Origin of the sequence: Streptomyces sp. 7N604, assembly GCF_052245475.1 — a bacterium.
Lineage (GTDB): Bacteria > Actinomycetota > Actinomycetes > Streptomycetales > Streptomycetaceae > Streptomyces.
The window spans coordinates 472,140-498,264 of the sequence record NZ_JBQQBX010000001.1 but is presented as its reverse complement, the minus strand read 5'-3'; the positions used below and the strand labels follow the sequence as shown (position 1 = coordinate 498,264).

Genomic DNA, 26,125 nt, shown 5'->3' with positions numbered 1-26,125 from the left:
GCAGCCGTGCGAAACCACGGCAGGCGCCGGTGACCGCCGCGGCCGTCGAAACCCTGCGCCGCGCCCAGGCCCTCGCCGACCTGGGCCGGTACGAGCAGGCGGCCGCGCTGCTCGTCCAGTACCTCGCCGACGACCCCGGCAGCGCCGCCGCCTGGGCCGAGCTGGCCCGCTGCCGCTCCCTCCTCGACGACAACGAGGGGGCGCTGCGGGCCGCGGACGAGTCGCTGGCCGCCGACCCCTCGCAGGCGAGGGTCTGGCAGACGCGGGCGGCCGCGCTGAGCGACCTCGGCCGGTACGAGGAGGCGGCCGCCGCCGCGCACGAGGCCGTGCGCGCCGAGCCCGGCTACTGGGGCGGCCATCTCGTCCTCGCCAGCACGCTGTTGCGCCAGGGCCGCGCGGGCGAGGCGTACGAGGTCGCCCGCCACGTCGTCCACCTCGAGCCCGAGGAGTCCCGCGCGCACTACATGATCGGCATGACCGCCCAGACGCTGCGCAACTACCCGGTCGCGGAGCAGGCCTACCGCGAGGCGCTGCGGCTCGACCCGGAGAACACCTACGCCCGCAACAATCTCTCCGTCCTGCACATGAACCGGCGCCTGGGCCGCCGCAGCCGCTGGAGCCTGGCGCTCGAGGGCTTCGCCGACGTCGCAGCCGTCGACCTCGAGGACCGCACCGCCCGCCACAACCTGGAGGTCATGGTCTTCGGCGCGGTCGCCAAGGCCCGCTGGATCGCCGCGCTCGGCCTGTTCGCCGGGATGATCGGCGCCGCCTCGTCCGGCGCGGGCCAGGGCACTCCGCCGCAGCCCGGAGAGCTCGGTCCCCGCCTCGGAGCGCTCGCCGTGATCGCCGCGCTGTGGGCGGCCTGGGCGTGGCGCGTACGGTCCAGGATCCCGGAGCGGCTGCGGGCCCCGCTGCTCTCGCTGGCCCGGCACTGCGCGCCCGTCGCCGTGCTGGCCTGCGCGATCGGGGTGGTGGCGGTGATCTCGGTGCTGGTCGTGGCCGTGCCGTGGACGAACCCGGGCTTCATGGGCACGACCGTCGCGCCGTCCGTCTGGCTGGTGGTCCTGGCGTACTGGGGCTGCCGGGCGGCGCTCCGGCGGCGCAGGCCCAAGGATTGAAGTACGGGAGGTACGGGCCGATAGCATGCGGTCCGTAATGATCGGCTGCATTTGATCACCTGCGCGAATGATCCGCGCGAAGGAGGCCCGGGCATGGCCGGAGAGCGGCAGGACGACTGCCTGTTCTGCAAGATCGTCGTGGGGGAGGTCCCGGCTGACGTCGTGCGCGAAACCGACACCACCCTCGCGTTCCGCGACATCAACCCCCAGGCGCCCACGCACGTCCTCGTCGTCCCCAAGGCCCACTACCGGGACGCCGCCACCCTCGCGGCCGCCGACCCGCAGCTCACGGCGGACGTGCTGCGCGAGGCGGGCGAGGTCGCGGCCGAGGACAAGGTCGACGGGACCGGCTACCGCATCGTGTTCAACACCGGCAGCGGCGCGGGCCAGACGGTCTGGCACGCCCATGCGCACGTCCTCGGCGGCCGCGGCTTCAACTGGCCCCCGGGATAGGGCGGGAAAAGAGCTCCCGTTGTCCGCCCGCGAACTCGTCGTCCTCGGCACAGCCAGCCAGGTGCCCACCCGGCACCGGAACCACAACGGCTATCTGCTGCGCTGGGACGGCGAGGGCATCCTCTTCGACCCCGGCGAGGGCACCCAGCGGCAGATGCTGCTCGCGGGCGTGGCGGCCCACGACATCAACCGGATCTGCGTCACGCACTTCCACGGCGACCACTCGCTGGGCCTGGCCGGGGTCATCCAGCGCATCAACCTCGACCGGGTGCCGCACCCGGTCACCGCTCACTACCCGGCGAGCGGCGAGCGCTTCTTCGGGCGGCTGCGCTACGCCACCGCGTACCGCGAGAAGGTCCGTCTGATCGAGCAGGCCGTCTCGGGCGACGGCGGAGTGCTCGCGTCCCAGCCCCGGTTCACGCTGGAGGCCCACAAGCTCTCGCATCCCGTGGAGGCCTTCGGCTACCGCCTCACCGAGCCGGACGGCCGCCGCATGCTGCCGGAGCTGCTGGCGGCGTACGGGATCGCAGGGCCGGACATCGGGCGCCTGCAGCACGACGGCGCGCTCGCCACCGCCGAGCACGGCACGGTCACCGTCGAGCAGGTCAGCGAGGTACGGCGGGGGCAGCGCTTCGCGTTCGTCATGGACACCCGCATGTGCGACGGCGTGTACGCGCTCGCCGAGGGCTGCGACATGCTCGTCATCGAGTCGACGTTTCTCGACGACGCGGTGGAACTCGCGGAGGAATACGGGCACCTGACGGCAGGCCAGGCGGGCCGCGCCGCAGCGGAGTCGGGCGTACGGCATCTGGTGCTGACGCACTTCTCGCAGCGCTACTCGGAGCCCGCCGAGTTCGAACGGCAGGCCCGCGCGGCGGGCTACGAGGGCGAGCTGACGATCGCCCGCGACCTGGACCGCATCCCGATGCCGAAGCGCCGCTAACCTCGGCCGGTTGTGGGCATTCGTTCCGCGGGGCGATGGGGGTACGGGTGGGCACAAACCGGCCACCGGCCCGCGGCCGCGTACGAAACGGCAACCCCTCGGCGGGGGTGCGCGCCGTTGCCGGGTGCGGGTCGCTGTGCCCACCCTCCCCCATAGCCTGAACGGCATGGGAGTACCCCCATCGCCCCGCGGAACGAATGCCCACAGCTTCATCAGGCGGTGGCGGGCGGGCCGCCGTAGCCTGGAAAGGCGCGCCCGGAGGGCGTTGCCGCACCGGCGGGGAGCGGGGCGCAATGAGGCCGACCGTCCGCATCAGCATGCTGGCCGCGGCGCTCGCAGCGCTGCTGGCCGTACCCGGTGCCGGGCTCGCCGAGCGGGCTGCCCGGCCGGTGCCCGCCGCGGCCACCGCCCGCACCGACGCCGGGCCCGCCCACCTCGCGTACGACATCCGCCTGCGCGCCGACGCCACAGCCACCCGATGGACCGGACGACAGACCGTGTCGTTCACCAACACCGGAGGCACGCCCCTGCGCGAGGTGTATCTGCGGCTCTGGGGCAACGCCTGGGACGGCTGCGGCCCGGCAGGCAGGACAACCCCCGTGCAGGTCACGCGCGTCGAGGGCGGCACCGCCCGCGGGCTGTCCGCCGGCTGCACCGCCCTCCGCGTCGACCTGCCGGAGCCGCTCCCGCACGGCGCCCGTGGCACCGTCGGATTCGATCTGGCGGTCACCGTGCCCGACCGGGCCGAGCGCTTCGGCCGGCACGGCCCGTATCGCTTCCTGGGCAACGCCCTGCCCGTGCTGGCCGTACGGGACGCCACACACGGCTGGCACCTCGACCCCGACGTCGGTTTCGGCGAGAGCTACTACACTCTCGCCGCCGACTTCCGGGTACGGCTCGACCACCCCTCGGCCCTGAACGTGCCCACGACCGGCACCGCCACCACACGCCGCGGAGAGCCCGGCGGCCGGACCGTTACCACCGCCACCGCGCGCCAGGCCCGCGACTTCGCCTTCGCCGCGGGCCCCTTCCGCACGGCAACCGCCCTCTCACCCTCCGGAATCCGGATCACCGCCTACCGCACCGCCGCCACTCCGGCCCCGGCCGCCGACGCGGCACGGCGCGTCGCCGCCGAGGCCGTCGACGACTTCGGTGCGCGCTTCGGCCGCTATCCGTACGGCGAGGTGGATCTCGTCCTGCACGACGGATTCGACGCCACCGGGGGCGACATGGAGTACCCCGGGCTCGTCCTGCTCAACGCGGGCTCGCTCAACCCGGGCTCGCTCAACCCGGGCGCGGCGGGCAGCGCGACGGTGCACGAGGTGGCACACCAGTGGTGGTACGGCATCATCGGCAACGACCAGTTCGGCTCGCCCTGGCTGGACGAGGCCTTCGCCGTCTACGCCGAGGACGTCTTCCGCGGCGACCACCGCCCCGGCTGCCGGCCGGCCGCGGACGCGGCCCGCTCCATGGGCCACTGGGCGGCGCGGGGCGGCGGTGCGTGGAAGGCCGCCGTCTACGAGGGCGGTTCATGCGCGCTGCACGACCTGGAGCGGGAGATCGGCGGCCCCGCGATGGCCCGGCTGCTGCGGAACTACGCCCGCGACCGCTGGTACGGCGTGTCCACCACCGCCACCTTCCAGCGCGCCGCGGAGGCCGTCGCGCACAAGGACCTCGGCCCCTTCTGGCGCGAGCACGGCATCCGCTGACCCGGCCCATGTCCGACCCGGTCCATACGATGGGTCACAGGGGATCGACCTGCACTGATCGCTCGGCCAACAGCCGACCATCACCCGGCCGTGAACCCAGCGATCGCGCAGCCATCACCCAGCCGTCGTCCAGCCGTAGCCCCACCCCCCACCCATCGCCGTCGAGCCGAGGAGCGGAGCGTGAAGGGAAGCGACAGAATCAGGCCGCCCCGCCCGGCGGCCGGAGCGGAGAGCGTCCCCGCTGCGAGCAGCCACCTCGTGGACCCGCTCGCCCCCCTCCGCACGCCCGCCGATCCGCCCGTCGACGTCTATCTCACCGGCACCGTCTTCCTGGACATCATCTTCACCGGACTCGACAGCGCCCCCGTCCGCGGCACCGAGTCCTGGGCGCAGGGCATGGGCTCGAGCCCCGGCGGGGTCGCCAACATGGCCACCGCTCTGGCCCGGCTCGGCCTGCGCACCTCGCTCGCCGCCGCCTTCGGCGACGACGTCTATGGCGACTACTGCTGGGACAGCCTCGAGAACGGCGAAGGCATCGACCTGTCCCAGTCGCACCGCGTGCCCGGATGGCACTCCCCGGTCACCGTCTCCATGGCGTACGAGGGCGAGCGCACGATGGTCTCGCACGGCCACGAGGCGCCCCCGCCCGACCCCGCCCCCGACTGCCCGCCCCCGTCCCGCGCCTGCGTCGCCTCGCTGGCCCCCGGCCGCCAGGAGGACTGGATCGCGTCCGCCGCGGGCCGCGGCAGCCGGATCTTCGCGGACGTCGGCTGGGACGACACGGGCCGCTGGGAGCTGTCGGCGCTCGCCGACCTCGGGCGCTGCGAAGCCTTCCTCCCCAACGCCGAGGAGGCGATGCGGTACACCCGCACCGACAGCCCGCGCGCCGCCGCCCGCGCGCTCGCCGACAAGGTGCCGCTGGCCGTGGTGACGCTGGGCGCCGAGGGCGCGTACGCCGTCGACGGCGGCACCGGCGAGACCGCCGCCGTGCCCGCCATCGCGGTCGAGGCGCTCGACACGACCGGCGCCGGGGACGTCTTCATGGCGGGCTTCGTCACCGGCACGCTGGCGGGCTGGCCGCTCGCCGACCGGCTCGCCTTCGCGGGCCTGACCGCCGCCCTGTCCGTCCAGGAGTTCGGCGGCTCGCTCTCCGCCCCCGGCTGGGTCGAGATCGCGGCCTGGTGGCAGCACGCGAAGTCCTACGACGACCAGGTGGCCGCCCTGCGCCACTACGGGTTCCTCGACGACCTGCTGCCCGCGGCCGCCCGCCCCCTCCCGCTGCGCCGCGCTGTCCCCACGATCGGGTTCCGGCAGCGCTGAGCCAGAGCCGGGCAACGCCGGAACCGGACGGTGACCGCCGAAGCCGGACGGTGACCGCCGGAGCCGGACGGTGACCGCCGGAGCCGGACGGTGAAAAGCCCTCGGGTGTTGTCGGTGCTCCGTCGTAGTCTGGGAGTATCAAGGGGCCGTACGGACCGGCGTGCGGCACGTCGAGCACACAGAAGGCGGGGTCAGCAGGCCAGAGAGCCGGCCCATGACTCAGACACCCACACGTTCGCAGGCAACCGCCCACTTCACCGTCTCGCCCAAGCACCCCATGGTGATGGTTCTGGGGTCCGGTGACTCTCTTCTGCGCGTGATCGAGAAGGAGTTCCCGTCGACCGACATCCACGTGCGCGGCAACGAGATCAGCGTGACGGGGGACTCCAAGGAAGTCGCGCTGGTCCAGCGTCTGTTCGACGAGATGATGCTGGTGCTCCGCACCGGGCAGCCGATGTCGGAGGACGCGGTGGAACGCTCGATCGCCATGCTGCGCGAGGAGGCCAGCGCGGCGGGAGCGGCCGAGACCCCCTCCGAGGTGCTCACCCAGAACATCCTCTCCAGCCGCGGCCGCACGATCCGCCCCAAGACCCTCAACCAGAAGCGGTACGTCGACGCCATCGACAAGCACACGGTGGTCTTCGGCATCGGCCCCGCGGGCACCGGCAAGACCTATCTCGCCATGGCGAAGGCGGTCCAGGCCCTGCAGTCCAAGCAGGTCAACCGGATCATCCTGACCCGTCCCGCGGTCGAGGCGGGCGAGCGGCTCGGCTTCCTGCCCGGCACGCTCTACGAGAAGATCGACCCGTATCTGCGCCCGCTCTACGACGCGCTCCACGACATGCTGGACCCCGACTCGATCCCGCGGCTGATGGCGGCCGGGACGATCGAGGTGGCCCCGCTGGCGTACATGCGCGGCCGGACGCTCAACGACGCGTTCATCATCCTCGACGAGGCGCAGAACACGAACCCCGAGCAGATGAAGATGTTCCTCACCCGGCTCGGCTTCGACTCCAAGATCGTGATCACGGGTGACGTCACCCAGGTCGACCTGCCGGGCGGCACGAAGAGCGGCCTGCGCCAGGTGCGGGAGATCCTCGACGGCGTCGAGGACGTCCACTTCTCGATCCTCAACAGCACCGATGTGGTCCGGCACAAGCTGGTCGGCCGTATTGTCGACGCGTACGAGCAGTACGACAGCCGCAACGGGCAGTGACATCACCGAAAGAGCCAGACACAGCGCAATGTCGATCGACGTCAACAACGAGTCCGGCACGGACATCAACGAGCAGGCGATCCTGGACGTCGCCCGCTACGCCCTCGCGCGGATGCGGATCCACCCGCTCTCCGAGCTCTCGGTGATCGTCGTCGACGCCGCCGCCATGGAGCAGCTCCACATCCAGTGGATGGACCTGCCGGGGCCCACGGATGTCATGTCCTTCCCGATGGACGAGCTGCGCCCGCCCGCGAAGGACGACGAGGAGCCCCCGCAGGGGCTCCTCGGCGACATCGTGCTGTGCCCCGAAGTGGCGCGGAAGCAGGGTGAGGAGGCGCCGACGCAGCACTCGATGGACGAGGAGCTCCAGCTCCTCACCGTGCACGGCGTCCTGCACCTGCTCGGTTACGACCACGAGGAGCCCGGCGAGCGGGCCGAGATGTTCGGTCTGCAGAAGGCCATCATCGACGGCTGGCGCACCGAGCGCGGCGTCGCGGGGCCCTCCCCGGCGCCCACCACCCGATGACGGGACGGACACGATGACCGGGCAGTTCATCGCGGCGGCCGTGCTGCTGGTCGTGATCGCCTGGCTCGCCGCCTGCGCCGAGGCGGGCCTGGCCCGTACGACCCGCTTCCGCGCCGAGGAGGCCGTGCGCTCCGGGCGGCGCGGCAGCGCCCGGCTGCTCGCCGTCGCCGGCGACCCGACCCGCTATCTCAATGTGGCGCTGCTGGTCCGGGTCGCCTGCGAGATGGGGGCGGGCGTCTTCGTCACCTACGCCTGCCTGCGGGAGTTCGATCAGACCTGGGAGGCGCTGGCCGTCGCGCTCGGCGTGATGATCCTCGTCTCCTACGTCGCCGTCGGCGTCTCGCCGCGCACCATCGGCCGCCAGCACCCGCTGAACACCGCCACCGCCGCGGCGTACGTCCTGCTGCCGCTCGCCCGCGTCATGGGCCCGATCCCGCAGCTGCTGATCCTCCTCGGCAACGCCTTCACCCCCGGCAAGGGCTTCCGCAAGGGCCCCTTCGCCTCGGAGGCCGAGCTGCGCGCCCTGGTCGACCTGGCGGAGTCGGAGCAGCTCATCGAGGACGAGGAGCGCCGCATGGTGCACTCGGTCTTCGAGCTGGGTGACACCCTCGTCCGCGAGGTGATGGTGCCGCGCACCGACCTCGTCGTCATCGAGCGCGCCAAGACCATCCGCCAGGCCCTCACCCTCGCCCTGCGCTCCGGCTTCTCCCGCATACCGGTGACCGGCGAGAGCGAGGACGACATCGTCGGCATCGTCTACCTCAAGGACCTGGCCCGGAAGACGCACATCAACCGGGAGGCCGAGAGCGACCTGGTCTCCACCGCGATGCGGCCCGCCACCTTCGTGCCCGACACCAAGAACGCGGGCGACCTGCTGCGCGAGATGCAGAAGGAGCGCAACCACGTCGCGGTCGTCATCGACGAGTACGGCGGGACGGCCGGCATCGTCACCATCGAGGACATCCTCGAGGAGATCGTCGGCGAGATCACCGACGAGTACGACCGCGAGCTGCCGCCGGTGGAGGAGCTGGGGGAGGAGCGGTACCGCGTCACGGCCCGGCTCGACATCGGCGACCTGGGCGACCTGTACGGCCTCGAGCTGGACGACGAGGACGTGGAGACGGTCGGCGGGCTGCTCGCCAAGTCCCTCGGGCGGGTGCCGATCGCGGGCGCGACGGCCGAGGTGGACCTCTCGGAGGAGGCTCCCTCCGGCTCGGCCGGTGGGGGCACCCCCAGCGGTAGCTGGGGGAGCAACCCCACCGGCCCGGCGCTCAAGGCCCTGCGCCTGACCGCGGAGTCCCCTGCGGGCCGCCGGAACCGGATTGTCACGGTGCTGGTGGAGCCGGTCCGCTCCATGGAGGCGGGCGACGGCGTGGTGGCGCCGTAACCCCGCGGATCTGGAGAATTCCGCCGCCGAGGTGGCCCGGGACTGGGGCTCCGCCCCAGTCCTCAGGGGTCCGGGGGCGTACGCCGGGCCGGGTGGTCGGCTCTCTATGATCGCCCCATGACCGACAGCGATGCCCTGGACCCCGAAGACCGCAAGATCATCACGCTGGCCCGCTCCGCGCGGGCGCGGAACGCCGTGCCCGAGGGCGCGGCCGTACGGGACGAGACCGGCAGGACCTACGTCGCCGGGACCGTCGATCTCGCGTCGCTCAAGCTCAGCGCGCTGCAGACCGCTGTCGCGATGGCCGTGGCCAGTGGCGCCACGTCCCTGGAGGCCGCGGCCGTCGTCACCGATGAGCCGGCTGCCGCCGACGCCGACCGCGCCGCCGTACGCGATCTGGGCGGCCCGGACACGCCCGTCCTCCTCGCCGCCCCCGACGGCACCCTCCGCGCCTCCGTCACCGCGGGCTGAGCCCGTCCGCGGCCCGGTCGCCCTGCCCGTCCGGGCCGCTGGCGTACTGCGCGGCCTGGAGGCGGTACAGACGGGCGAAGTGCCCCTCGCGGTCCAGGAGTTCGGGGTGAGTGCCCTCCTCGATGAGATGTCCGCGGTCGAGTACGTAGATGTGGTCGGCGTGCCGGACCGAGGCGAGCCGGTGGGTGATGAGGACGACGGTGTGGCCCTGCGCCGCCAGGGCGCGGATCTTGTCGAACGCCTCGATCTCGGCTCTGGGGTCCAGGGCCGCGGTGGGCTCGTCGCAGATCAGCAGGGGCGCGGACCGGTAGTGGGCGCGGGCGAGGCCGAGCCGCTGCCACTGGCCGCCGGAGAGCTGCACGCCGCCGGTGAAGGCGCGGTGGACCAGGCTGTCCCAGCCCTTGGGCAGGGAGCCGACGATCCGGCGGACGCCGGCGTAGTCGGCGGCGCGGTCCAGGGCGTGTTCGTCCAGGGGGCTGTCCGGGCGGCCGATGACGACGTTGGCCCTCGCCGTGAACGGCCAGCGCTGGAAGTCCTGGGTGACCAGGGCGACGCGGTCGAAGAGCTGACGGCGGTCGAGCTCCCTGGCGTCGACACCGTCCCAGGTGATGCGGCCGGTGTCCGGTTCGTAGAGCCCGGCGATCAGTTTGGCCAGCGTGGTCTTGCCCGAGCCGTTCTCGCCGACCAGGGCCACCACCTGGCCGCGCCGCAGGGTCAGGCTGACGCCGTGCAGCGCCGGTTCCGTGCGGCCCGGGTAGCTGAAGCCGGCCTTCTCCACCCGGACCACCTCCGGCTCCCGGGGGACGCCGGCGCCTCCCGCCGGGATGGCCCGCCGGTCGGCCTCGGTGTGCAAGGTATCCAGATCCTTCAGGAACAGCCCCTCCTCGTACAGGTGGTTGACCTGGAGCACCAGCGCGGAGAGGTTGCCGGTGGTGGTCCGGATCGCGATCACGGCGGTGCCGGCGACGGCGAGCGGCAGCCCTCCGCCGATCAGCAGCAGGCCCAGTACGGCGTACGTCCCGGCGGTGGCCAGACCGGACAGGGCCGACGCCGCCAGATCGGTCCGGGCCTGCTTGCCGGCCAGGCGGGTCTGCTCGGCCTCGGCGGCCACGGCCATGCCCGCGTAGTGCTCCAGCAGGAACGCGCCCGCACCGTGCACCCGCACCTCCTGGGCCGCCTCCTGCTGGGTGAACAGACCGGCGAGCAGATGGCTGGCCCGGGAGTGCTCCAGCCAGGCCTGCACCGACTCGTACCGGCGGCGCGCGGTGCGCACCGCGGCCCACCCCCGGGGCACCGCGATCAGGCCCAGCAGCGGGAGCAGTACGGGGTTCAGGACCGTGAGCACCCCGGCGGCGGCGATCAGGACCGCCACGGCGTCGATCACGCCGACGCAGTAGCCGATCATGCGGCGGGCCGAGGCCGTGGCGTGCTGGGCGGCGTCGAGAAGCCGGTGGAACCCCGCGTCCTCGATCGCCGCCAGCTCCACGCGCGCGGCGTGGTGCAGAAACCTGAGCGTCGCCACGCGCTCCACCTTCGGCTCGAGCCGCCCCGTGGCGGCCGTGGAGAGCGACTGCATGAGGGCGGCGAAGCCCGCGACGGCGCCGAGGACCATCAGGGAGGGGGTGGCGGCCGCCACCTTCCCGGGCGTCGGACCGCCCGCGAACAGGGCGACCAGCACCTTGTTCGTCGCCAGCAGCCCCGTGGCCTGGGCGGCGGCCTTCCCCAGCGCGGCCACGGCGACCATCAGCAGCGCGGCCCGGTCGGCCGCCCAGGCCAGGCGAACGCTCTCGGCGAGCACCTGCGGCAGCCGGCGCGCCATCGCGGTGAACGACAGGTTCAGCGACGCCAGTTCGTGGCGGCTGAACCCGAGATCCCAGCGCAGGCGGCCGCCGAAGAGCAGCGCCTCGCTCCCGCATGCGCCCGCCTCGGTGGAGCCCTTGCGCGCTCCGGCCGTCCGGCCGAGACCCGGAAACCTCATCCCGTCACCACATCCCCTTCTCGGTTCAGCTGAGCAGGAGAGCCGCATCCCAGGGGGTGTCCGGCTCGCTGTCCGTCGCGTACGTGTGCAGGGCCAGGGCGATCCCGGCCGCGCCTTCGAGGAAACCGGCCCGGTCACCGGCGACCCGCATGGTCGGGGCCGAGTACCGGTATCCGAACGGGAGTTGCGGGTCGTAGGCGTCGATGACCGGGGCGGCGAGGTGCGGCAGCTGCGCGGTGAGGCGGCTGTCGCCGCTGTCGCGCGCCATCCGCCAGGTGATGAGCAGCACTCCGGTCCGGCCGTGGCACAGGGAGGAGTCGAAGAGTCCCCGGACGTCGTCGAGGTCGGCGGCGAGTGCGTCGACGGCGGTCCGCTGCCAGCCGGTACGGGACAGGGCACGCCCCGCGAGGTACACCGCCCATGCGACGCCCGGGGTGCCGTAACACCAGGCGGTGCGCCCGGGCGGCAGCGGAGCCGTCCGGTCACCGGCCTTCATATGCCAATCGAAGGGGATCACCCACGGCCACCGCCCTCCGGCCGTCCGCCAGTTGAGCAGCCATGCACAGACGCGGGTGATGGCCTCGTCCTGGCCGGGGACGCGTACGCCCGCCTCCCGGGCGAGCGCGAGGAGCGCCATCGGCCCGGGGATGCCGTGCGCCAGGCCGAGGTTGAAGTGCCCGCGGGGGTAGTCGGGGTCGTCGTCGGCGGCGGTCGCCGGGCCTCCGCGCACCCACCAGCCGGGAACGGTGTGGCCGTGGGCGCTGACCGGTTCGGTCAGCCGGACCAGATAGGACAGGACGCGGGCCAGCAGCTCCTGGTGGCGGGGCCGGCGCAGGAGCAGATAGCGGCCGAGGCCGGTCGCCCCGCTGATCACGTCGTAGGCGTGCATGGGCGCTCCGGCCCGGCCCGCTCGCAGGCGCTCCTCCTCGGCCGCGAGCAGGCGCTCCACTTGTGCCGTCACGCGGTCGTCGAGGCGGTCCAGCAGGGTCGCGTAGTCACCCGGTCCGTGCCGCGCCGCCCAGGCCGCGAACGCCAGCGGGGCCGCGCCGTCGAACAGCCCGCCGGAGGTCGGCGCGGCCGTGGCCTGGGCGGCGGTCGACAGGTGCGCGTGCGCGGTGGTGCGGTGCCGGGGAACGGAGCGGGACAGCTCCGCGAAGAGCAGGGCCACACCGGGGTGTCCCTCCGCGAGCGACAGCGGGGCCCACGGGACGCGTACCGGGCCGTCCGGGAGGTGGTCGACGTTCCCGGGGGCGGTCGCCACCGCCGCGACCCGGTCGGGTCCCGCGAGGTGCTCGGTCAGGGCGGTCACGACCTGCCCGGCCCGTTTCCGGACGGCGGACGACGGTGGGGCCGGGGAACGGCGCGCCGGACGCCGCGGCGCGGCCGTCACGGCGCCCACCTGCGGCGGTCCCGGTGGGCCTGGACAGCGCCCCGGGCCACCGCGCAGGAGGCCCGTTCCCCGTCCCGGTCCGCCCCGATGAGGCGGTTGTGGTGCATGTGGAAGAGCGAGGGCAGGACGTCCTGCGGCGACGTCCAGGCCCGCGGCCCCAGCTCGTACAGGAGCCGCCCGTAGTCGGCGAAGGCCCGGGCCCGGTGGTCCCACGCCTGCCGCAGGGACGCGCCGCCGGGCTGCTCGCACAGCGCCTCCCAGCCGCCGTAGGGGTCGATGAGGCGTACGGCGTCCCGGCGCACGCCCTTGAACGCCGCGTGTGCCTCGCCCTTGGGGAACGCCTCCAGCAGCCAGCTCGCCCACGCGGGCTCCGCGCCCCCGCTCGCGTCCTGCGGGTACCAGAACGTACGGGCGAGATCGACGTAGCCCGCCGCCACGAGCAGCAGGGGGTCGACTGTGAGCTGTCCGCCCTGCCGCAGTCCGAGCTGCCGGATGACGGCGACGCTGTCGGCGTGGAACGCGCGCTCGGCGGCTTCCATGGCTTCCGGGCCGCCGTACCGCTCCCACTCCGGGACATAGGTGTCCAGGGTGAGCCGCCACGCCAGGCCCTGCCTGCGCAGCCGGGCCATCCAGTCGTGCAGGCGCGGCAGGACCTCGCCGGCGAGCGTGGCGGGCGGCCCGTGGAAGCGGAATCGCAGATGGTCGTCCTCGTCCCGGTACCGGAGGAAGAACCAGCGGTCGACGCCCGAAGGCAACTCCTCGATCAGCGGGGGCACTTCGGTCGCCAGGAGGTCCGTCTGGCGCTCTTTCGCGCAGTACACCGACGCGTACAGCCACTCGCCGCCGGGCGGGTGCTCGACCGGCGCGGAGCGCGGCACGGCTGGTGCGGAGCGCGGCACGTCAGCGGTGCCGGTGCGCCGCGCCACCAGGGGGATGACCAGTTCGTTCCGGTGCGCGCCGCCCGGACCGGTGAGCCAGCCCCACTCGCCTTCCCCCGCCTCGTCCTCCCCCGTCACCAGCGCCTCGTACAGCAGGGCCTCCGGGTGGCGCCCCAGCTCGTGGCGCAGCAGCCGCAGATGCTCCTCGTCGCCGAGGTCCAGTTCCAGCCGGTGGTCGGCGTATCCGGTGCACAGCCGGCGCGGCACCCTCCATCGGTCCCGCCAGGCGCGCACGGCGGCCGCCCACCGGCCGAACGGGGCCTCCTGGTCGAGGACTTCGGGAGCGGGCCGCCACCGGGCGGGGGCGAGCACGGTACGCCCGTAGCGCACCCGCGGAAGGTACGGCAGTGCCTCGGCCGCGCCCCAGTCCCACAGCCTCCAGGCACGCTCGCCCGTGGCGGAGACCTCGCGCAGGAAGCGGGCGACGTTCGGTGCGTTCCACTGCGTGGTGAGCATGTGGAACACCGTGGGCACCACCTCCCGGCCGGTGGCGCGGTCCACGACGAACAGCCGGTGCGGGTCGGCGCCCACCAGCAGGCTGTCCACGTCGAGGGTGTGCGGGTCGTCGCGGTCGGCGAAGACGGCGACCGGAATCAGGCGCTCCAGCAGCCGGGGCACCTGGGCCACATTGCCGCTGCGCGAGTTGGGGGACGGGAACGTCAGCTGCGCCCGCGCCGCTCCGGGCGAGCGCGTGCCGATGGTGCGCGCCAGCGCGTCCAGCGCGGCTCGGGCGCCCTCGGGCAGCAGATGGGCGAACCGGCCGGAGACCGCGCCCGCCTGCGCGGCCCCGCCGACCACGACCAGGCGGAACCGCCCTTCCTGCAGCGCCGTGGGCGAGTCGGCCAGCAGCTGGGTGAACAGCTCCACCGACCCGGGCGGGACCCCCGTGTCGCGGGAGAGCCGGGAGACCACCGGGTCCTCGGCGTCGTCGGTCAGTACGACTTCGGGCTCGCCGGCCAGGACCGCCTCCTCGGCGAGCCCGGCCAGCACCGCGTCCCGCTCGGGGTCCCGGCCGTGGGCCGGACGCGGGGAGCGGCTGCTGCGCGGGCGCACATAGCCGGCCGGTGCCCCCAGCCCGATGCCGGGGTCGAGCAGTTCCTTCACCGGAACGAGGCGGTCGCTGCCGTACCGCTCCAGGAAGTCCGCGTGGTAGTCCGCCAGGGGACCGTGGTCGCTCCCCCGGGGGCCCAGCCGCCACAGCAGCCCGGCCGCCCGCTCGGCCTCCTCGGCCACCGTCCGCGGCAGCCGTACGTCGGCGTCGACCGCCAGATCCACCTGCACGAGCTGCTCTCCGGCGCGCAAGCGGCCCATCCGGGCGGTCAGTTCGCGCCAGGCCGCGCGCCCATCTCCCAGGGGGCGGGCGCAGTAGTCGGACAGTCGCCGCCGGATGTCCCGCAGCGGCGGGAGGTCGGGCGGCGAGGAGGAGTCCGGGAGGTCCGCGAGCCGGTTCAGGACGTACGCGAGCGGATCGGTCGCCTCCAGCGGCGGGCGCAGGTCGGTGAGGAGGATCTCCTTTCCGATCAGCCGCCCGAGCATGGCAGCGGCCGCGCCCCGGGGTGCGGCCGGAAAGGCCGCCGACAGCCGCCGTTCCAACTCGGCGTACGGCACCGGAGCGCGGGCGGCTTCCCGTACGGCGCGCACCGCGGCGGTGTGACGCACGCTCACCTCGTGGACCGCCCGCCCCTCGCCGCCGCCTCCCGCGGTGTCGGGCAGATACGGCAGGACCAGCCGGTCACCGCGCACGAAGCAGAGGTTGTTGACCGTCACCCGCAGCTGCCGCAGCACCTCGGGGCGCTCCTCCCATCCCGTCACCAGGCCCATCAGCCACTTCCGGTCGGGCCGGGCGGCGCGCCGGTGGCCTTCCCCCAGCCGCACCTTGACCTCGGCCGGGTCGTCGACGAACTCGGCTGCCGCGACACCCGCCATCAGCCCGAAGGGCGTGCAGCGGGTCGCCATCCGCAGCCGGTAGCGGGCCAGTGCCCGCGCCGCGCGCCGCAGTGCGGCCATGTCCGGCAGCTCGCGGCCGCTCTCGCCGTCACCGCTCTCCCTGCCACCGCCTCCGGCCCCGGCGATCAGGTCCAGGCTGCGCGCCAGGGACGGGCTCGAGACCGCGACCGCCTCGCGCACCAGCGGATCCGCCGCGAGGCGGCGGATCCGGTCGACCAGTTTTTCCCCGCCCGCCAGGGAACCGTCCGCGGCTATATCGCACGTTTCCCGGGCGCGCCATTCCGGGTGAACCGGCGCGCGCAGCAACGCGGAACCCGGACAGGAGAAAAGGGAATCAGTGCTCATAAGCCCTCGCAGTCTGTGCTCGCTATTTCGGGTCGGGCGTCGATCCGTATGAGCGGGGTGCCTCCCCGCGGAGCGGAAAGGCACCCCACCGCGGTCACTGGGGACCGCTGCCCGCTGCTAGCACTGCGGGCAGGTGAGACAGGTGCCGCAGAAGGTGGCGCAGGTGTCACCACAGGTGGCCGGGCACGAGAGGCAGGTGCCGCAGAACGTGGCGAACCCCGTGGCGTGAGGCGCGTTGTCCGGGGTCACCTCGGCGGTTTCGCGGATGTCCAGATCGAAGACATCCTCGGCCGGATCATTGACGACAGCGGAGATCGGCATGGTCTTTCCCTCCTTTCCATGTGACGAATGCGGAATTGGCGATCGGGGAGCTCCGGCTCGCTTGCGCAAACGTTTCCAGCGTTGCGCCTTCCCATGAGTAACCCAATAGCAGCAAGCCCATTTACCTCATCCGAAGGAAATTCCCCAAGGGGGTGTTTAAATGCAGGTCACTGGCCTATGCTCTACCTGCTGTGACCTGCGGAAACGTCACCATCGAAAAGCGCCGGGGAATTCCACCGGCGCAGCGCCCCCTGAATTCCCACGCCCATTTCGGCCGCCCGCGGCCTCCGATGCGTACGGAGGAGGCGTCCGCATCGGGGAGAATGGTCGCCATGAGTGCACCTTCCTCCCCCGCCCAGGTCCCCCACCGCGCGGGCTTCGCGTGCTTCGTCGGCCGCCCCAACGCGGGCAAGTCGACCCTGACCAACGCCCTGGTGGGGACGAAGGTGGCGATCACCTCCACGCGACCGCAGACCACCCGGCACACCGTCCGCGGCATCGTGCACCGCCCCGACGCGCAACTCGTCCTCGTCGACACCCCGGGACTGCACAAGCCCCGCACGCTGCTCGGCGAGCGGCTCAACGACGTCGTACGGACGACGTGGGCCGAGGTGGACGTCATCGGTTGCTGTCTCCCCGCGGACCAGAAGATCGGCCCGGGCGACCGGTACATCGCCACCGAGCTCGCCGGAATCCGGAAGACCCCCAAGGTCGCGGTCGTCACCAAGACCGACCTGGTGGACTCCGACCGGCTCGCCGAGCAGCTCATCGCCGTCGACCGGCTCGGCAAGGAGCTGGGCGTCGAGTGGGCCGAGATCGTGCCTGTGTCGGCCGTAGGCGACAGGCAGGTCGGGCTGCTCGCGGACCTGCTCGTCCCGCTGCTGCCCGAGGGCCCCGCGCTCTACCCGGAGGGCGACCTCACCGACGAGCCCGAGCAGGTCATGGTCGCCGAGCTGATCCGCGAGGCCGCGCTGGAGGGCGTACGGGACGAGTTGCCGCACTCGATCGCGGTCGTCGTCGAGGAGATGCTGCCGCGCGAGGGCCGCCCCGCCGACCGGCCGCTGCTGGACGTCCACGCCAACCTCTACATCGAGCGGCCCAGCCAGAAGGGCATCGTCATCGGCCCGAAGGGCGCCCGCCTGAAGGAGGTGGGCAGCACGTCGCGCAAGCACATCGAAGCCCTGCTCGGGACCCCGGTCTTCCTGGACCTCCACGTGAAGGTCGCCAAGGACTGGCAGCGGGACCCCAAGCAGCTGCGGAGGCTGGGCTTCTGAGCCTCGCCGGCCGGGCTTCTGAGCCCGCCGGCCGGGCCGGAGATCGCTCCGAGCCTACGAGCCTTCCTTCAGCACCCGCGTGATCAGCTTCCGCTGCGGCTCGGTGAGCCGCGGGTCGGAGCAGTAGACGGTGCGGTCGTCGATCGTGATCTGGTAGCTGAAGCCGTCGGGCACACCGACCGGGGGCGTGTCCCGGCCGTCGGCGGCCGCCTGCTCGGCCAGGGCACGCCACTCCTGGGCGTCGGGCCGTCCCGAGGTGTCCACCTCGGCGTGGCGGTCGATGCCCGCGAACCCTCCAGTGCGCCTCACGTGAATTCGCATGGGTTCATCAGTACCCGCTTCGGCCGGTTACGTCCCAGGATTCCGCGGCTCCATCCGCCGCGCCGCCGGTACGCCCACCCGGGACCAGGCCTTCAGCAGCGCCTCCTGCTCCTCGCCCTCGCCGTAGCGGGCCCGCGCGGCGGCGACGGTGAGCCGGGCGAAGTCGGCGAACTCCGCGTCCGCGGCCAGCTCGCCGCCGGTCAGCACGTCGTACCAGATCTGCCCGGCCCGCTCCCAGGCGTGCCCGCCCAGGCTCCGGGCGGCGAGGTAGAAGGCGTGGTTCGGGATGCCCGAGTTGATGTGCACCCCGCCGTTGTCGCTGTTCGTGCGGACGTAGTCGTCCATCGTGGCGGGCTGCGGGTCCTTGCCGAGGACGTCGTCGTCGTACGCCGTCCCCGGGGCCTTCATCGAGCGCAGCGCCACCCCGCTGACGCGCGGGGCGAGCAGCCCGGCACCGATCAGCCAGTCCGCCTCGCCCGCGGTCTGGCCGAGCGCGTACTGCTTGATCAGCGAGCCGAAGACGTCGGACACGGACTCGTTGAGCGCGCCCGACTGGCCGAAGTACTCGAGATTGGCGGTGTACTGCGTGACGCCGTGGGTCAGCTCGTGGCCGATGACATCCACCGGAATCGTGAAGTCGAGGAAGACCTCGCCGTCACCGTCCCCGAAGACCATCCGCTCGCCGTCCCAGAAGGCGTTGCCGTAGTCCTCGCCGTAGTGGACGGTCGCGTCCAGCGGCAGCCCCTCGCCGTCGATGGAGTCGCGGGCGAACTCCTTGAGGTAGAGCTCGAAGGTCGCGCCGAGCCCGGCGTAGGCGCGGTTGACGGTCGCGTCCCGCACCGGCTCGTCGCCCTCGCGGCGCACCTCGCGGCCCGGCAGCTCCTCGCGGTGCTCCGCGTCGCAGATGGTCCGCTCAGGCCGGTCGGAGGGGCCGCGCCGGGCGGCTGCGGCGAGTGGGCCCGCAACCGTGGTCAGCCGGCGGCGGGTGCGCTGCGAGGCGTCCCGCTCCAGGGTGCGGCGGGCAGGCCCGGCGAGCGCCGGGTCGCCCGACCTGGCGAGCCGGTCGAGGAGGTGGGGCGGCACGATCGTGCAGAAGACGGGTTGGGTGGCGTGCATGAGATATGCAGTCATGCTGCGCAATGTGGCACATGGTCATGGTCCTGTCACCCATGGCGACGGCAGTTAGTGAAATGGAGTGATTCATCACTCTTCGGTGGTCACCGCCGACACGTCTTGCATACTGAAACGGACTCGGTTCACCCGCGCAGCTCGGTTAGGCTTCTGCGCATCATGCGTTTCGGGCTGCTTCTCCTTAGCTGCCGCGGCGAGGGCCTGTAGTCGTAGGCCGACCCCCTCCCCGCGGAGTCCGGTGTTGCCCACCGCCGCCCCGTCGGCCGTCGAAGCCCATTCGACAGGAGCCCAGCCCACATGACGACCGCCCCGAATTCCGCATCCGCGAATTCCGTAGGCCGACCCACCCCCATCACGGCAGCCGGTGTCACGCAGAAGCCGTCCGGGATGCCGATCCACAAGTACACGCCGTACGAGGCCGTGGACATCCCCGACCGCACCTGGCCGGACAACCGCATCACCAAGGCCCCCCGCTGGCTGTCCACCGACCTGCGGGACGGCAACCAGGCGCTGATCGACCCGATGTCGCCCGCCCGCAAGCGCGCGATGTTCGACCTCCTGGTGAGGATGGGCTACAAGGAGATCGAGGTCGGCTTCCCCTCCTCCGGCCAGACGGACTTCGACTTCGTCCGCTCGATCATCGAGGAGGGTGCGATTCCGGAGGACGTGACGATCTCCGTCCTCACCCAGGCCCGCGAGGAGCTGATCGAGCGCACGGTGGAGTCGCTGCGGGGCGCTCACCGGGCCACGGTCCACCTCTACAACGCGACCGCTCCGGTCTTCCGCCGGGTCGTCTTCCGCGGCACCCGCGAGCAGGTCAAGGCCATCGCCACCGACGGCACCCGGCTGGTGATGGAGTACGCGGAGAAGCTGCTGGACGACCGGACGGCCTTCGGCTACCAGTACAGCCCGGAGATCTTCACGGACACTGAGCTGGACTTCGCGCTGGAGGTCTGCGAGGGCGTCATGGACGTCTGGCAGCCCGAGGACGGCCGCGAGATCATCCTCAACCTGCCCGCCACCGTGGAGCGTTCGACGCCGAGCACGCACGCCGACCGCTTCGAGTGGATGTCGCGGAACCTGTCGCGGCGTGAGCACGTCTGCCTGTCCGTGCACCCGCACAACGACCGCGGTACGGCCGTGGCCGCCGCCGAGCTGGCCATCATGGCGGGCGCGGACCGCATCGAGGGCTGCCTGTTCGGGCAGGGCGAGCGGACCGGCAACGTCGACCTGGTGACGCTGGGCATGAACCTCTTCTCCCAGGGCGTCGACCCGCAGATCGACTTCTCGCAGATCGACGAGATCCGCCGGACTGCCGAGTACTGCAACCAGATGACCATCCACCCGCGCCACCCCTACGCGGGCGACCTGGTCTACACCTCCTTCTCCGGCTCCCACCAGGACGCCATCAAGAAGGGCTTCGAGTCGATGGAGGCCGACGCGGCGGAGCAGGGCAAGACGGTCGACGACATCGAGTGGGCCGTGCCGTACCTGCCGATCGACCCCAAGGACGTCGGCCGGTCGTACGAGGCGGTCATTCGCGTCAACTCCCAGTCCGGCAAGGGCGGTATCGCGTACGTCCTGAAGAACGACCACAAGCTGGACCTGCCGCGCCGGATGCAGATCGAGTTCTCGAAGATCATCCAGGCGAAGACCGACGCCGAGGGCGGCGAGGTCACGCCGAAGGACATCTGGGACGTCTTCCAGGACGAATACCTGCCGAATCCAGACAACCCGTGGGGCCGCATCCAGCTGCGGGCCGGGCAGACCACGACCGACAAGGACGGCACGGACACGCTGACCGTCGAGGCCGTGGTGGACGGGCAGGACACGGTCCTGGCCGGCACCGGCAACGGTCCGATCTCCGCGTTCTTCGAGGCGCTGGCGGCGATCGGCGTCGACGCCCGGCTGCTGGACTACCAGGAGCACACGATGAGCGAGGGGGCCAGCGCCCGCGCCGCCGCGTACATCGAGTGCGCCATCGACGGCAAGGTCCTGTGGGGCATCGGCATCGACCCCAACACGACCCGCGCCTCCCTGAAGGCGGTCGTCTCGGCGGTCAACCGAGCCGCTCGCGCCTGACGGGGTCCGTCGGCCGCCCCGTTGCGGCCGCAGTGCCCGACTCGTTTTTTCAGCCCCTGCCCGCCCGGGTGCAAAACGCCCAGGCGGGCAGGGGTTGTGCAATTGCGGGCCCGGGTCCGGGACCGTTTCCCTCGGCAGGGGGTGCTGACGGCACATCATCGATGTGGTTAACATCACCTCCAACACGGCGCCGTTGCCGAAGAGTCACCGAGCAGCAGCGGACCGTGTCGGGACGAGTCGGGAAACTCTTGGGCCTACGCGCCGGAGGTGCGCTATGCAGCGCGTGTGGGGAGTGCGCACGACCTGGCGCACGGTCGGAGACGGCGAGTTCTTCTGCCCCGACTGCGGGGGCGACCGCAACTACCGCCGCCGCACCGGCCGCCGCCGCCTCGCCGTGCTCGGACTCCCGCTCCTCCCGCGCGGATCCGCGGCCCCGGTCGTCGAATGCTCCTGCTGCCGCGGCCGCTTCGGCGCCGACGTGCTCGACCACCCGACCACCCACCGCTTCTCCGGGATGCTCCGGGACGCCGTGCACACCGTGGCCCTCGCCGTCCTCGCGGCGGGCGGCGCGCAGGACCGTTCGGTCCGCGAGGCCGCGGTCGGCGCGGTGCGCGGCGCCGGGTTCGAGGACTGTACGGGCGAGCAGCTGCTCGCGCTCGTCGAAGCGCTGGCAGCCGACACCGGGCGCCTGCCGTGCCGCTTCGAGGACGGCGCGAAGGGCGGCACCGCGCTCACCATCGAACTCCACGAGTCCCTCGAGCCCCTGGCCCCGCACCTCGCACCCGCCGGGCGCGAGGGCATTCTGCTGCAGGGCGCCCGGATCGCCCTCGCCGACGGGCCGTACAGCCCGGCCGAGCGGCAGGCCCTGGCGGCCGTCGGCCGCGCCCTCCTCATCGGCCCGGAGGACACCGACCGCCTGCTGGCAGCCGCGGCCCGCACGCCGTCGTAGGCCCGTCCCGGAGTCGTACGGGCCTGTGGCGTACGGAGGGGCCCAGGTTCGCCCCCGACGGCCCGAGCCGCCCCTTCCGTACGGGACAATGGCCGCATGAGTCTGTTCCGCGACGACGGCATCGTGCTGCGCACCCAGAAGCTGGGGGAGGCGGACCGGATCATCACGCTGCTCACCCGCGGTCATGGGCGCGTACGGGCCGTGGCGCGCGGCGTGCGCCGGACCAAGTCGAAGTTCGGGGCGCGGCTCGAGCCTTTCTCCCACGTCGACGTGCAGTTCTTCGCGCGCGGCAGCGAACTCGTCGGCCGCGGGCTGCCGCTGTGCACGCAGAGCGAGACCATCGCTCCGTACGGTGGCGGCATCGTCAGCGACTACGCCCGCTACACCGCGGGCACCGCCATGCTCGAGACCGCCGAGCGGTTCACCGACCATGAGGGCGAGCCCGCCGTACAGCAGTACCTGCTGCTGGTCGGGGCGCTGCGCACACTCGCCGCCGGCGAGCACGCCCCGCATCTCGTCCTCGACGCCTTCCTCCTGCGCTCCCTCGCCGTCAACGGCTACGCGCCGAGCTTCGACGCCTGCGCGCGCTGCGGCATGCCGGGCCCCAACCGGTTCTTCTCGGTCGCCGCGGGCGGAGTGGTCTGCGCGGAGTGCCGGATGCCGGGAAGCGTCGTACCCTCGGCTGAGTCGCTGACGCTGCTCGGTGCGCTGCTGACCGGCGACTGGGAGACGGCGGACGCGTGCGAGGCGCGGCACGTACGGGAGGGCAGCGGGCTCGTGGCGGCGTACCTCCACTGGCACTTGGAGCGCGGCCTGCGCTCGCTCCGGTATGTCGAGAAGTAGAAGCGCAGGGCCGATGACATGGGAGACGTGAACCGCATGGCACGACGCGGGATTCTGGGCCGTACCCGCCGCGAATACCTGGCACCCGAGCCGCACCCCTCCGGTGCGCGCCCACCGAAGATCCCGGGCGAGCTGGTCCCGAACCATGTGGCGATCGTCATGGACGGCAACGGCCGCTGGGCGAAGGAGCGCGGCATGCCGCGCACGGAGGGCCACAAGGTGGGCGAGGGAGTCGTCCTCGACGTCCTCAAGGGCTGCCTGGAGCTCGGCGTCAAGAACCTTTCCCTGTACGCCTTCTCGACCGAGAACTGGAAGCGCTCGCCGGACGAGGTGCGCTTCCTGATGAACTTCAACCGGGACGTCATCCGGCGGCGCCGCGACGAGATGGACGCGCTGGGCATCCGTATCCGCTGGGTGGGCCGGATGCCGAAGCTGTGGAAGTCGGTCGTCCAGGAGCTCCAGGTCGCGCAGGAGCAGACCACGGGCAACGACGCGATGACGCTGTACTTCTGCGTCAACTACGGCGGGCGCGCGGAGATCGCGGACGCGGCGGCCAAGCTCGCGGCCGACGTGAAGTCCGGCAAGCTCGACCCCTCGAAGGTCACCGAGAAGACCTTCGCCAAGTACCTGTACTACCCGGACATGCCGGACGTGGACCTCTTCCTGCGCCCGAGCGGCGAGCAGCGCACGTCCAACTACCTGATCTGGCAGAGCTCGTACGCCGAGATGGTCTTCCAGGACGTGCTGTGGCCGGATTTCGACCGGCGCGACCTGTGGCGGGCGTGCCTGGAGTACGCGTCGCGGGACCGCCGCTTCGGCGGCGCACTGCCGAACGAGACCGACGCATCCCAGGGCAGCATGTCCTGACGGGAAATCCGCGCACGGCGACGCACATCCCGGAGCGGTGACCCGCGCTCAGGGGCAGCGAGGGTGCTGCGTCACCTGCCCGGTTCGGTCGCCGGAGGCCGGCCCGCCGGCGGCCACGAGGCCGCGGGCGGCACGACCGGCAAAACGTCCGCGCCGGCGGTGTCGTCCCAGAGGGCGGTGGCCGGGGGAGGAGCAGGTGCGGGCGCCGTCTGGCAGGTGAACCCCAGGCGCTTCATGGCCCGGGTCACCTCGAAGGCGGTGAAGTCGCGGCGGTCCTGGCGGGTGACCAGCGCCCCGACCTGCTTGACCGGGTAGACGGTGCGACCGATACGGACGGAGGCACCGGTGATCGGCTCGGGCCTCACGCCGCGCATCGTCTGCTCCACCTCGCTCGCGGTCAGATCGAAGGGGTAGCCGGCGATGATGCAGCGCATGGTGCCTCAGCTAGGGGGAGGGGGGAGTACGTCGGGCGTACGTCGGTCCGCTCAGCGTCCCACAGTCCTGCCCGGGCGGGAAGCAAATGGGGCCATCCGGAATATCCCCACCCCGCGAAGAAGTGTGCTACCTTGTTGTTAGTTGCAGTTTTGGTACCCATGAAACTTTGTGTGCGCCTGACGGGATGTGACCTTCAGGCGCATTTTGTTTTTCCGATCTCATCGGATGGGGACATACGGCGACGTGGAATCCGCACAGTGCGGGTTCCGTTACTGCTTCCCCTATGAAGGAGATTTCATATGGCCACCGGCACCGTCAAGTGGTTCAACGCGGAAAAGGGCTTCGGCTTCATCGAGCAGGACGGCGGCGGCGCCGACGTCTTCGTCCACTACTCGAACATCGCCACCCAGGGCTTCCGCGAGCTCCAGGAAGGCCAGAAGGTGAACTTCGACGTCACGCAGGGCCAGAAGGGCCCGCAGGCGGAGAACGTCGTTCCTGCCTGAGCCTGGACGCGCCACACAGCAAGGGCCCGCACCTGATGGGTGCGGGCCCTCGCCCGTGCCATGGCGCCATTTGCCGAAACCCAAGGGCACATTTCGCTGAAGTGCCACGTATTCCCATCTCCCGGCCCGTTCCCGCGATTCTCCGACCGGCTCCCAGGCCGCGGATTTCCTGCCCGGTACGCGCCGTCGTCCCGAGGAAGGTTCCTTCCCTTTGAATCGTCGTGCCCGCACCACCCGCCACGCCCGTTCGCAATCCCCTGCACCCGCTCGTGGCCGCGGGGCCGCTCCCGCTCAGAGTGATTTCGCTCTGCCGACCGGAACCACCCCGGCGCTGCCCGCGGCCGGCTCCTTCGCCGAGCTGGACATGGATCCGGCCCTGGTGGCCGAGCTCACCCGGCAAGGCGTGACCGTGCCGTTCCCGATCCAGGCCGCGACCCTGCCGAACGCGCTCGCCGGCCGGGACGTACTGGGCCGCGGACGCACCGGCTCCGGCAAGACACTGGCCTTCGGGCTTGCGCTTCTCGCTCGTACGGCGGGAGGCCGCGCGCAGACCCGCCGGCCGCTCGCCCTGGTCCTGGTTCCCACCCGGGAGCTGGCCCAGCAGGTCACCCAGGCGCTCGACCCGTACGCCCGATCGCTGCGGATCCGGATGGCCACCGTGGTCGGCGGCCTGTCGATCGGCCGTCAGGCGGGGGAGCTCCGCACGGGCTCCGAGGTCGTCGTGGCCACTCCCGGCCGGCTGAAGGATCTCATCGAGCGCGGCGACTGCAGCCTGGACCAGGTGCGCATCACGGTGCTCGACGAGGCCGACCAGATGGCCGACATGGGCTTCATGCCGCAGGTCACCGCCCTGCTCCGGCAGGTGCCCGCCGACGGCCAGCGGATGCTCTTCTCCGCGACCCTCGACCGGAACGTCGATGCGCTGGTCCGCCGCTTCCTGACGGACCCGGTCGTCCACTCGGTCGACCCGTCCGCCGCCACCATCAGCACGATGGAGCACCACGTTCTGCACATCGCGGACGAGGACAAGCACGCCACCGTCACCCGGATCGCCGCCCGCGACGGCCGAGTGATCATGTTCCTGGACACCAAGCACGCCGCCGACCGGCTCGTCCGGCGGCTGCTGGCCAGTGGCGTACGGGCAGCGGCGCTGCACGGCGGCAAGTCCCAGTCCCGGCGCACCCGTACCCTCGACCAGTTCAAGGAGGGGCACGTCACAGCCCTGGTCGCCACCAACGTGGCCGCCCGGGGCATCCATGTGGACGACCTCGACCTCGTGGTCAACATAGACCCGCCCGGCGACCACAAGGACTATCTCCACCGCGGCGGCCGTACGGCCCGCGCCGGGGAGTCCGGCAGGGTCGTCACCCTGGTCCTGCCGCACCAGCGCCGCGACGTGACCCGGCTCATGGCCGACGCCGGGATCACTCCTCAGGTCGTACGGGTGCACTCCGGTGACACGGAGCTCACCGACATCACAGGCGCCAGGAATCCGTCCGGCATCGCGGTCACCATCACGGCTCCGGTCGTCGAGCAGCCCCGCCGGACCGGCGACGGCGGCAACCGCAGGCGCCGCCCGTCCCGGGCGCGCCGCGCCTCATCGGTGGTGGCACGGCAGGCCGGTTCCCCGGCACGCAGAAGGTCGCGCTAGAACTGCG

At 72.3% G+C, this 26,125-nt stretch carries 23 protein-coding genes; 16 read left to right on the top strand and 7 right to left on the bottom strand.

Annotation, left to right across the window (positions count from 1 at the left end):
- The first annotated feature begins 29 nt into the window (after positions 1-29).
- The 9 genes from ACTWP8_RS02260 to ACTWP8_RS02220 all read left to right on the top strand — a co-directional run bounded on the left by ACTWP8_RS02260 (position 30) and on the right by ACTWP8_RS02220 (position 9,143).
- Positions 30-1,118: a tetratricopeptide repeat protein gene (locus tag ACTWP8_RS02260; RefSeq protein ID WP_443320423.1), complete on the top strand. Its 1,089-nt coding sequence runs from the start codon at positions 30-32 to the stop codon at positions 1,116-1,118.
- Between the two features lie 93 nt (positions 1,119-1,211).
- Positions 1,212-1,571 (top strand): histidine triad nucleotide-binding protein, encoded by a 360-nt coding sequence (locus tag ACTWP8_RS02255; RefSeq protein ID WP_443314857.1) that lies wholly within the window; start codon positions 1,212-1,214, stop codon positions 1,569-1,571.
- Between the two features lie 19 nt (positions 1,572-1,590).
- Positions 1,591-2,514 (top strand): ribonuclease Z, encoded by a 924-nt coding sequence (locus ACTWP8_RS02250; protein WP_443320422.1) that lies wholly within the window; start codon positions 1,591-1,593, stop codon positions 2,512-2,514.
- 293 nt (positions 2,515-2,807) lie between these two features.
- The gene (locus ACTWP8_RS02245; RefSeq protein WP_443320421.1) at positions 2,808-4,223 is read left to right on the top strand and encodes a M1 family metallopeptidase; all 1,416 of its coding nucleotides are present in this window, start codon (positions 2,808-2,810) and stop codon (positions 4,221-4,223) included.
- Between the two features lie 198 nt (positions 4,224-4,421).
- A complete protein-coding gene (locus ACTWP8_RS02240) occupies positions 4,422-5,543 on the top strand; it encodes a carbohydrate kinase family protein (RefSeq protein ID WP_443320455.1) in 1,122 nt (373 codons plus the stop codon).
- A 214-nt stretch (positions 5,544-5,757) separates the two neighbouring features.
- On the top strand, positions 5,758-6,759 hold the full coding sequence (locus tag ACTWP8_RS02235; RefSeq protein WP_443320420.1) for a PhoH family protein: 1,002 nt from the start codon (positions 5,758-5,760) through the stop codon (positions 6,757-6,759).
- A 28-nt stretch (positions 6,760-6,787) separates the two neighbouring features.
- Complete coding sequence (ybeY, locus tag ACTWP8_RS02230; RefSeq protein WP_443320419.1) at positions 6,788-7,285, top strand: rRNA maturation RNase YbeY; 498 nt, start codon at positions 6,788-6,790, stop codon at positions 7,283-7,285.
- 13 nt (positions 7,286-7,298) lie between these two features.
- Positions 7,299-8,672, top strand: a complete 1,374-nt coding sequence (locus tag ACTWP8_RS02225; protein WP_443320418.1) for a hemolysin family protein — start codon at positions 7,299-7,301, stop codon at positions 8,670-8,672.
- 117 nt (positions 8,673-8,789) lie between these two features.
- Positions 8,790-9,143: a cytidine deaminase gene (locus ACTWP8_RS02220; RefSeq protein WP_443318641.1), complete on the top strand. Its 354-nt coding sequence runs from the start codon at positions 8,790-8,792 to the stop codon at positions 9,141-9,143.
- Here ACTWP8_RS02220 and ACTWP8_RS02215 read toward each other — a convergent pair.
- From ACTWP8_RS02215 to ACTWP8_RS02200, 4 genes are all read right to left on the bottom strand, one after another.
- Positions 9,130-11,121 carry an ABC transporter ATP-binding protein gene (locus ACTWP8_RS02215; protein ID WP_443320417.1) on the bottom strand — a complete coding sequence of 664 codons (1,992 nt, stop codon included), beginning with the start codon at positions 11,119-11,121 and terminating at the stop codon, positions 9,130-9,132. The two genes, ACTWP8_RS02220 and ACTWP8_RS02215, sit on opposite strands and share 14 nt — an antisense overlap.
- Before the next feature lie 25 nt (positions 11,122-11,146).
- On the bottom strand, positions 11,147-12,430 hold the full coding sequence (locus ACTWP8_RS02210; protein WP_443320416.1) for a lanthionine synthetase C family protein: 1,284 nt from the start codon (positions 12,428-12,430) through the stop codon (positions 11,147-11,149).
- A gap of 77 nt (positions 12,431-12,507) precedes the next feature.
- Positions 12,508-15,741: a lantibiotic dehydratase gene (locus ACTWP8_RS02205; protein ID WP_443320415.1), complete on the bottom strand. Its 3,234-nt coding sequence runs from the start codon at positions 15,739-15,741 to the stop codon at positions 12,508-12,510.
- A 117-nt stretch (positions 15,742-15,858) separates the two neighbouring features.
- Positions 15,859-16,062: a hypothetical protein gene (locus tag ACTWP8_RS02200; protein WP_443320414.1), complete on the bottom strand. Its 204-nt coding sequence runs from the start codon at positions 16,060-16,062 to the stop codon at positions 15,859-15,861.
- 332 nt (positions 16,063-16,394) lie between these two features.
- Here ACTWP8_RS02200 and era point away from each other — a divergent pair, with 332 nt between their 5' ends.
- Positions 16,395-17,336, top strand: coding sequence for a GTPase Era (era, locus tag ACTWP8_RS02195; RefSeq protein ID WP_443320413.1), 942 nt, complete (start codon positions 16,395-16,397; stop codon positions 17,334-17,336).
- A 54-nt stretch (positions 17,337-17,390) separates the two neighbouring features.
- Here the strand turns inward: era and ACTWP8_RS02190 are convergent, their stop codons facing one another.
- Together ACTWP8_RS02190 and ACTWP8_RS02185 are read right to left on the bottom strand one after the other, a co-directional pair.
- Positions 17,391-17,657: a protealysin inhibitor emfourin gene (locus ACTWP8_RS02190; RefSeq protein ID WP_443318646.1), complete on the bottom strand. Its 267-nt coding sequence runs from the start codon at positions 17,655-17,657 to the stop codon at positions 17,391-17,393.
- Between the two features lie 27 nt (positions 17,658-17,684).
- On the bottom strand, positions 17,685-18,788 hold the full coding sequence (locus tag ACTWP8_RS02185; RefSeq protein ID WP_443320412.1) for a M4 family metallopeptidase: 1,104 nt from the start codon (positions 18,786-18,788) through the stop codon (positions 17,685-17,687).
- 297 nt (positions 18,789-19,085) lie between these two features.
- Here ACTWP8_RS02185 and leuA point away from each other — a divergent pair, with 297 nt between their 5' ends.
- From leuA to ACTWP8_RS02165, 4 genes are all read left to right on the top strand, one after another.
- The gene (gene leuA / locus ACTWP8_RS02180; RefSeq protein ID WP_443320411.1) at positions 19,086-20,870 is read left to right on the top strand and encodes a 2-isopropylmalate synthase; all 1,785 of its coding nucleotides are present in this window, start codon (positions 19,086-19,088) and stop codon (positions 20,868-20,870) included.
- A gap of 274 nt (positions 20,871-21,144) precedes the next feature.
- The gene (locus ACTWP8_RS02175; RefSeq protein WP_443320410.1) at positions 21,145-21,819 is read left to right on the top strand and encodes a TerB family tellurite resistance protein; all 675 of its coding nucleotides are present in this window, start codon (positions 21,145-21,147) and stop codon (positions 21,817-21,819) included.
- 96 nt (positions 21,820-21,915) lie between these two features.
- Complete coding sequence (gene recO, locus ACTWP8_RS02170) at positions 21,916-22,662, top strand: DNA repair protein RecO (RefSeq protein ID WP_443320409.1); 747 nt, start codon at positions 21,916-21,918, stop codon at positions 22,660-22,662.
- Positions 22,663-22,698: 36 nt separating this feature from the next.
- On the top strand, positions 22,699-23,529 hold the full coding sequence (locus ACTWP8_RS02165) for an isoprenyl transferase (protein WP_443320408.1): 831 nt from the start codon (positions 22,699-22,701) through the stop codon (positions 23,527-23,529).
- Positions 23,530-23,600: 71 nt separating this feature from the next.
- Here the strand turns inward: ACTWP8_RS02165 and ACTWP8_RS02160 are convergent, their stop codons facing one another.
- A complete protein-coding gene (locus ACTWP8_RS02160) occupies positions 23,601-23,963 on the bottom strand; it encodes an SCO5918 family protein (protein WP_443320407.1) in 363 nt (120 codons plus the stop codon).
- 300 nt (positions 23,964-24,263) lie between these two features.
- Here ACTWP8_RS02160 and ACTWP8_RS02155 point away from each other — a divergent pair, with 300 nt between their 5' ends.
- Positions 24,264-24,467, top strand: a complete 204-nt coding sequence (locus ACTWP8_RS02155) for a cold-shock protein (protein ID WP_443318653.1) — start codon at positions 24,264-24,266, stop codon at positions 24,465-24,467.
- A 211-nt stretch (positions 24,468-24,678) separates the two neighbouring features.
- Positions 24,679-26,118, top strand: coding sequence for a DEAD/DEAH box helicase (locus ACTWP8_RS02150; protein WP_443320406.1), 1,440 nt, complete (start codon positions 24,679-24,681; stop codon positions 26,116-26,118).
- Positions 26,119-26,125 lie beyond the last annotated feature (7 nt).

Bases quoted from the DNA above. Each gene is read 5' to 3' on its own strand.
- ACTWP8_RS02155 (WP_443318653.1), top strand. From the start codon at position 24,264: ATGGCCACCGGCACCGTCAAGTGGTTCAACGCGGAAAAGGGCTTCGGC.
- ACTWP8_RS02175 (WP_443320410.1), top strand. From the start codon at position 21,145: ATGCAGCGCGTGTGGGGAGTGCGCACGACCTGGCGCACGGTCGGAGAC.
- era (WP_443320413.1), top strand. From the start codon at position 16,395: ATGAGTGCACCTTCCTCCCCCGCCCAGGTCCCCCACCGCGCGGGCTTC.
- ybeY (WP_443320419.1), top strand. From the start codon at position 6,788: ATGTCGATCGACGTCAACAACGAGTCCGGCACGGACATCAACGAGCAG.
- ACTWP8_RS02225 (WP_443320418.1), top strand. From the start codon at position 7,299: ATGACCGGGCAGTTCATCGCGGCGGCCGTGCTGCTGGTCGTGATCGCC.
- ACTWP8_RS02235 (WP_443320420.1), top strand. From the start codon at position 5,758: ATGACTCAGACACCCACACGTTCGCAGGCAACCGCCCACTTCACCGTC.
- ACTWP8_RS02160 (WP_443320407.1), bottom strand. From the start codon at position 23,963: ATGCGCTGCATCATCGCCGGCTACCCCTTCGATCTGACCGCGAGCGAG.
- recO (WP_443320409.1), top strand. From the start codon at position 21,916: ATGAGTCTGTTCCGCGACGACGGCATCGTGCTGCGCACCCAGAAGCTG.
- ACTWP8_RS02215 (WP_443320417.1), bottom strand. From the start codon at position 11,121: ATGAGGTTTCCGGGTCTCGGCCGGACGGCCGGAGCGCGCAAGGGCTCC.
- ACTWP8_RS02200 (WP_443320414.1), bottom strand. From the start codon at position 16,062: ATGCCGATCTCCGCTGTCGTCAATGATCCGGCCGAGGATGTCTTCGAT.
- ACTWP8_RS02205 (WP_443320415.1), bottom strand. From the start codon at position 15,741: ATGAGCACTGATTCCCTTTTCTCCTGTCCGGGTTCCGCGTTGCTGCGC.
- ACTWP8_RS02255 (WP_443314857.1), top strand. From the start codon at position 1,212: ATGGCCGGAGAGCGGCAGGACGACTGCCTGTTCTGCAAGATCGTCGTG.
- ACTWP8_RS02185 (WP_443320412.1), bottom strand. From the start codon at position 18,788: ATGACTGCATATCTCATGCACGCCACCCAACCCGTCTTCTGCACGATC.
- leuA (WP_443320411.1), top strand. From the start codon at position 19,086: ATGACGACCGCCCCGAATTCCGCATCCGCGAATTCCGTAGGCCGACCC.
- ACTWP8_RS02190 (WP_443318646.1), bottom strand. From the start codon at position 17,657: ATGCGAATTCACGTGAGGCGCACTGGAGGGTTCGCGGGCATCGACCGC.
- ACTWP8_RS02165 (WP_443320408.1), top strand. From the start codon at position 22,699: ATGGCACGACGCGGGATTCTGGGCCGTACCCGCCGCGAATACCTGGCA.
- ACTWP8_RS02220 (WP_443318641.1), top strand. From the start codon at position 8,790: ATGACCGACAGCGATGCCCTGGACCCCGAAGACCGCAAGATCATCACG.
- ACTWP8_RS02245 (WP_443320421.1), top strand. From the start codon at position 2,808: ATGAGGCCGACCGTCCGCATCAGCATGCTGGCCGCGGCGCTCGCAGCG.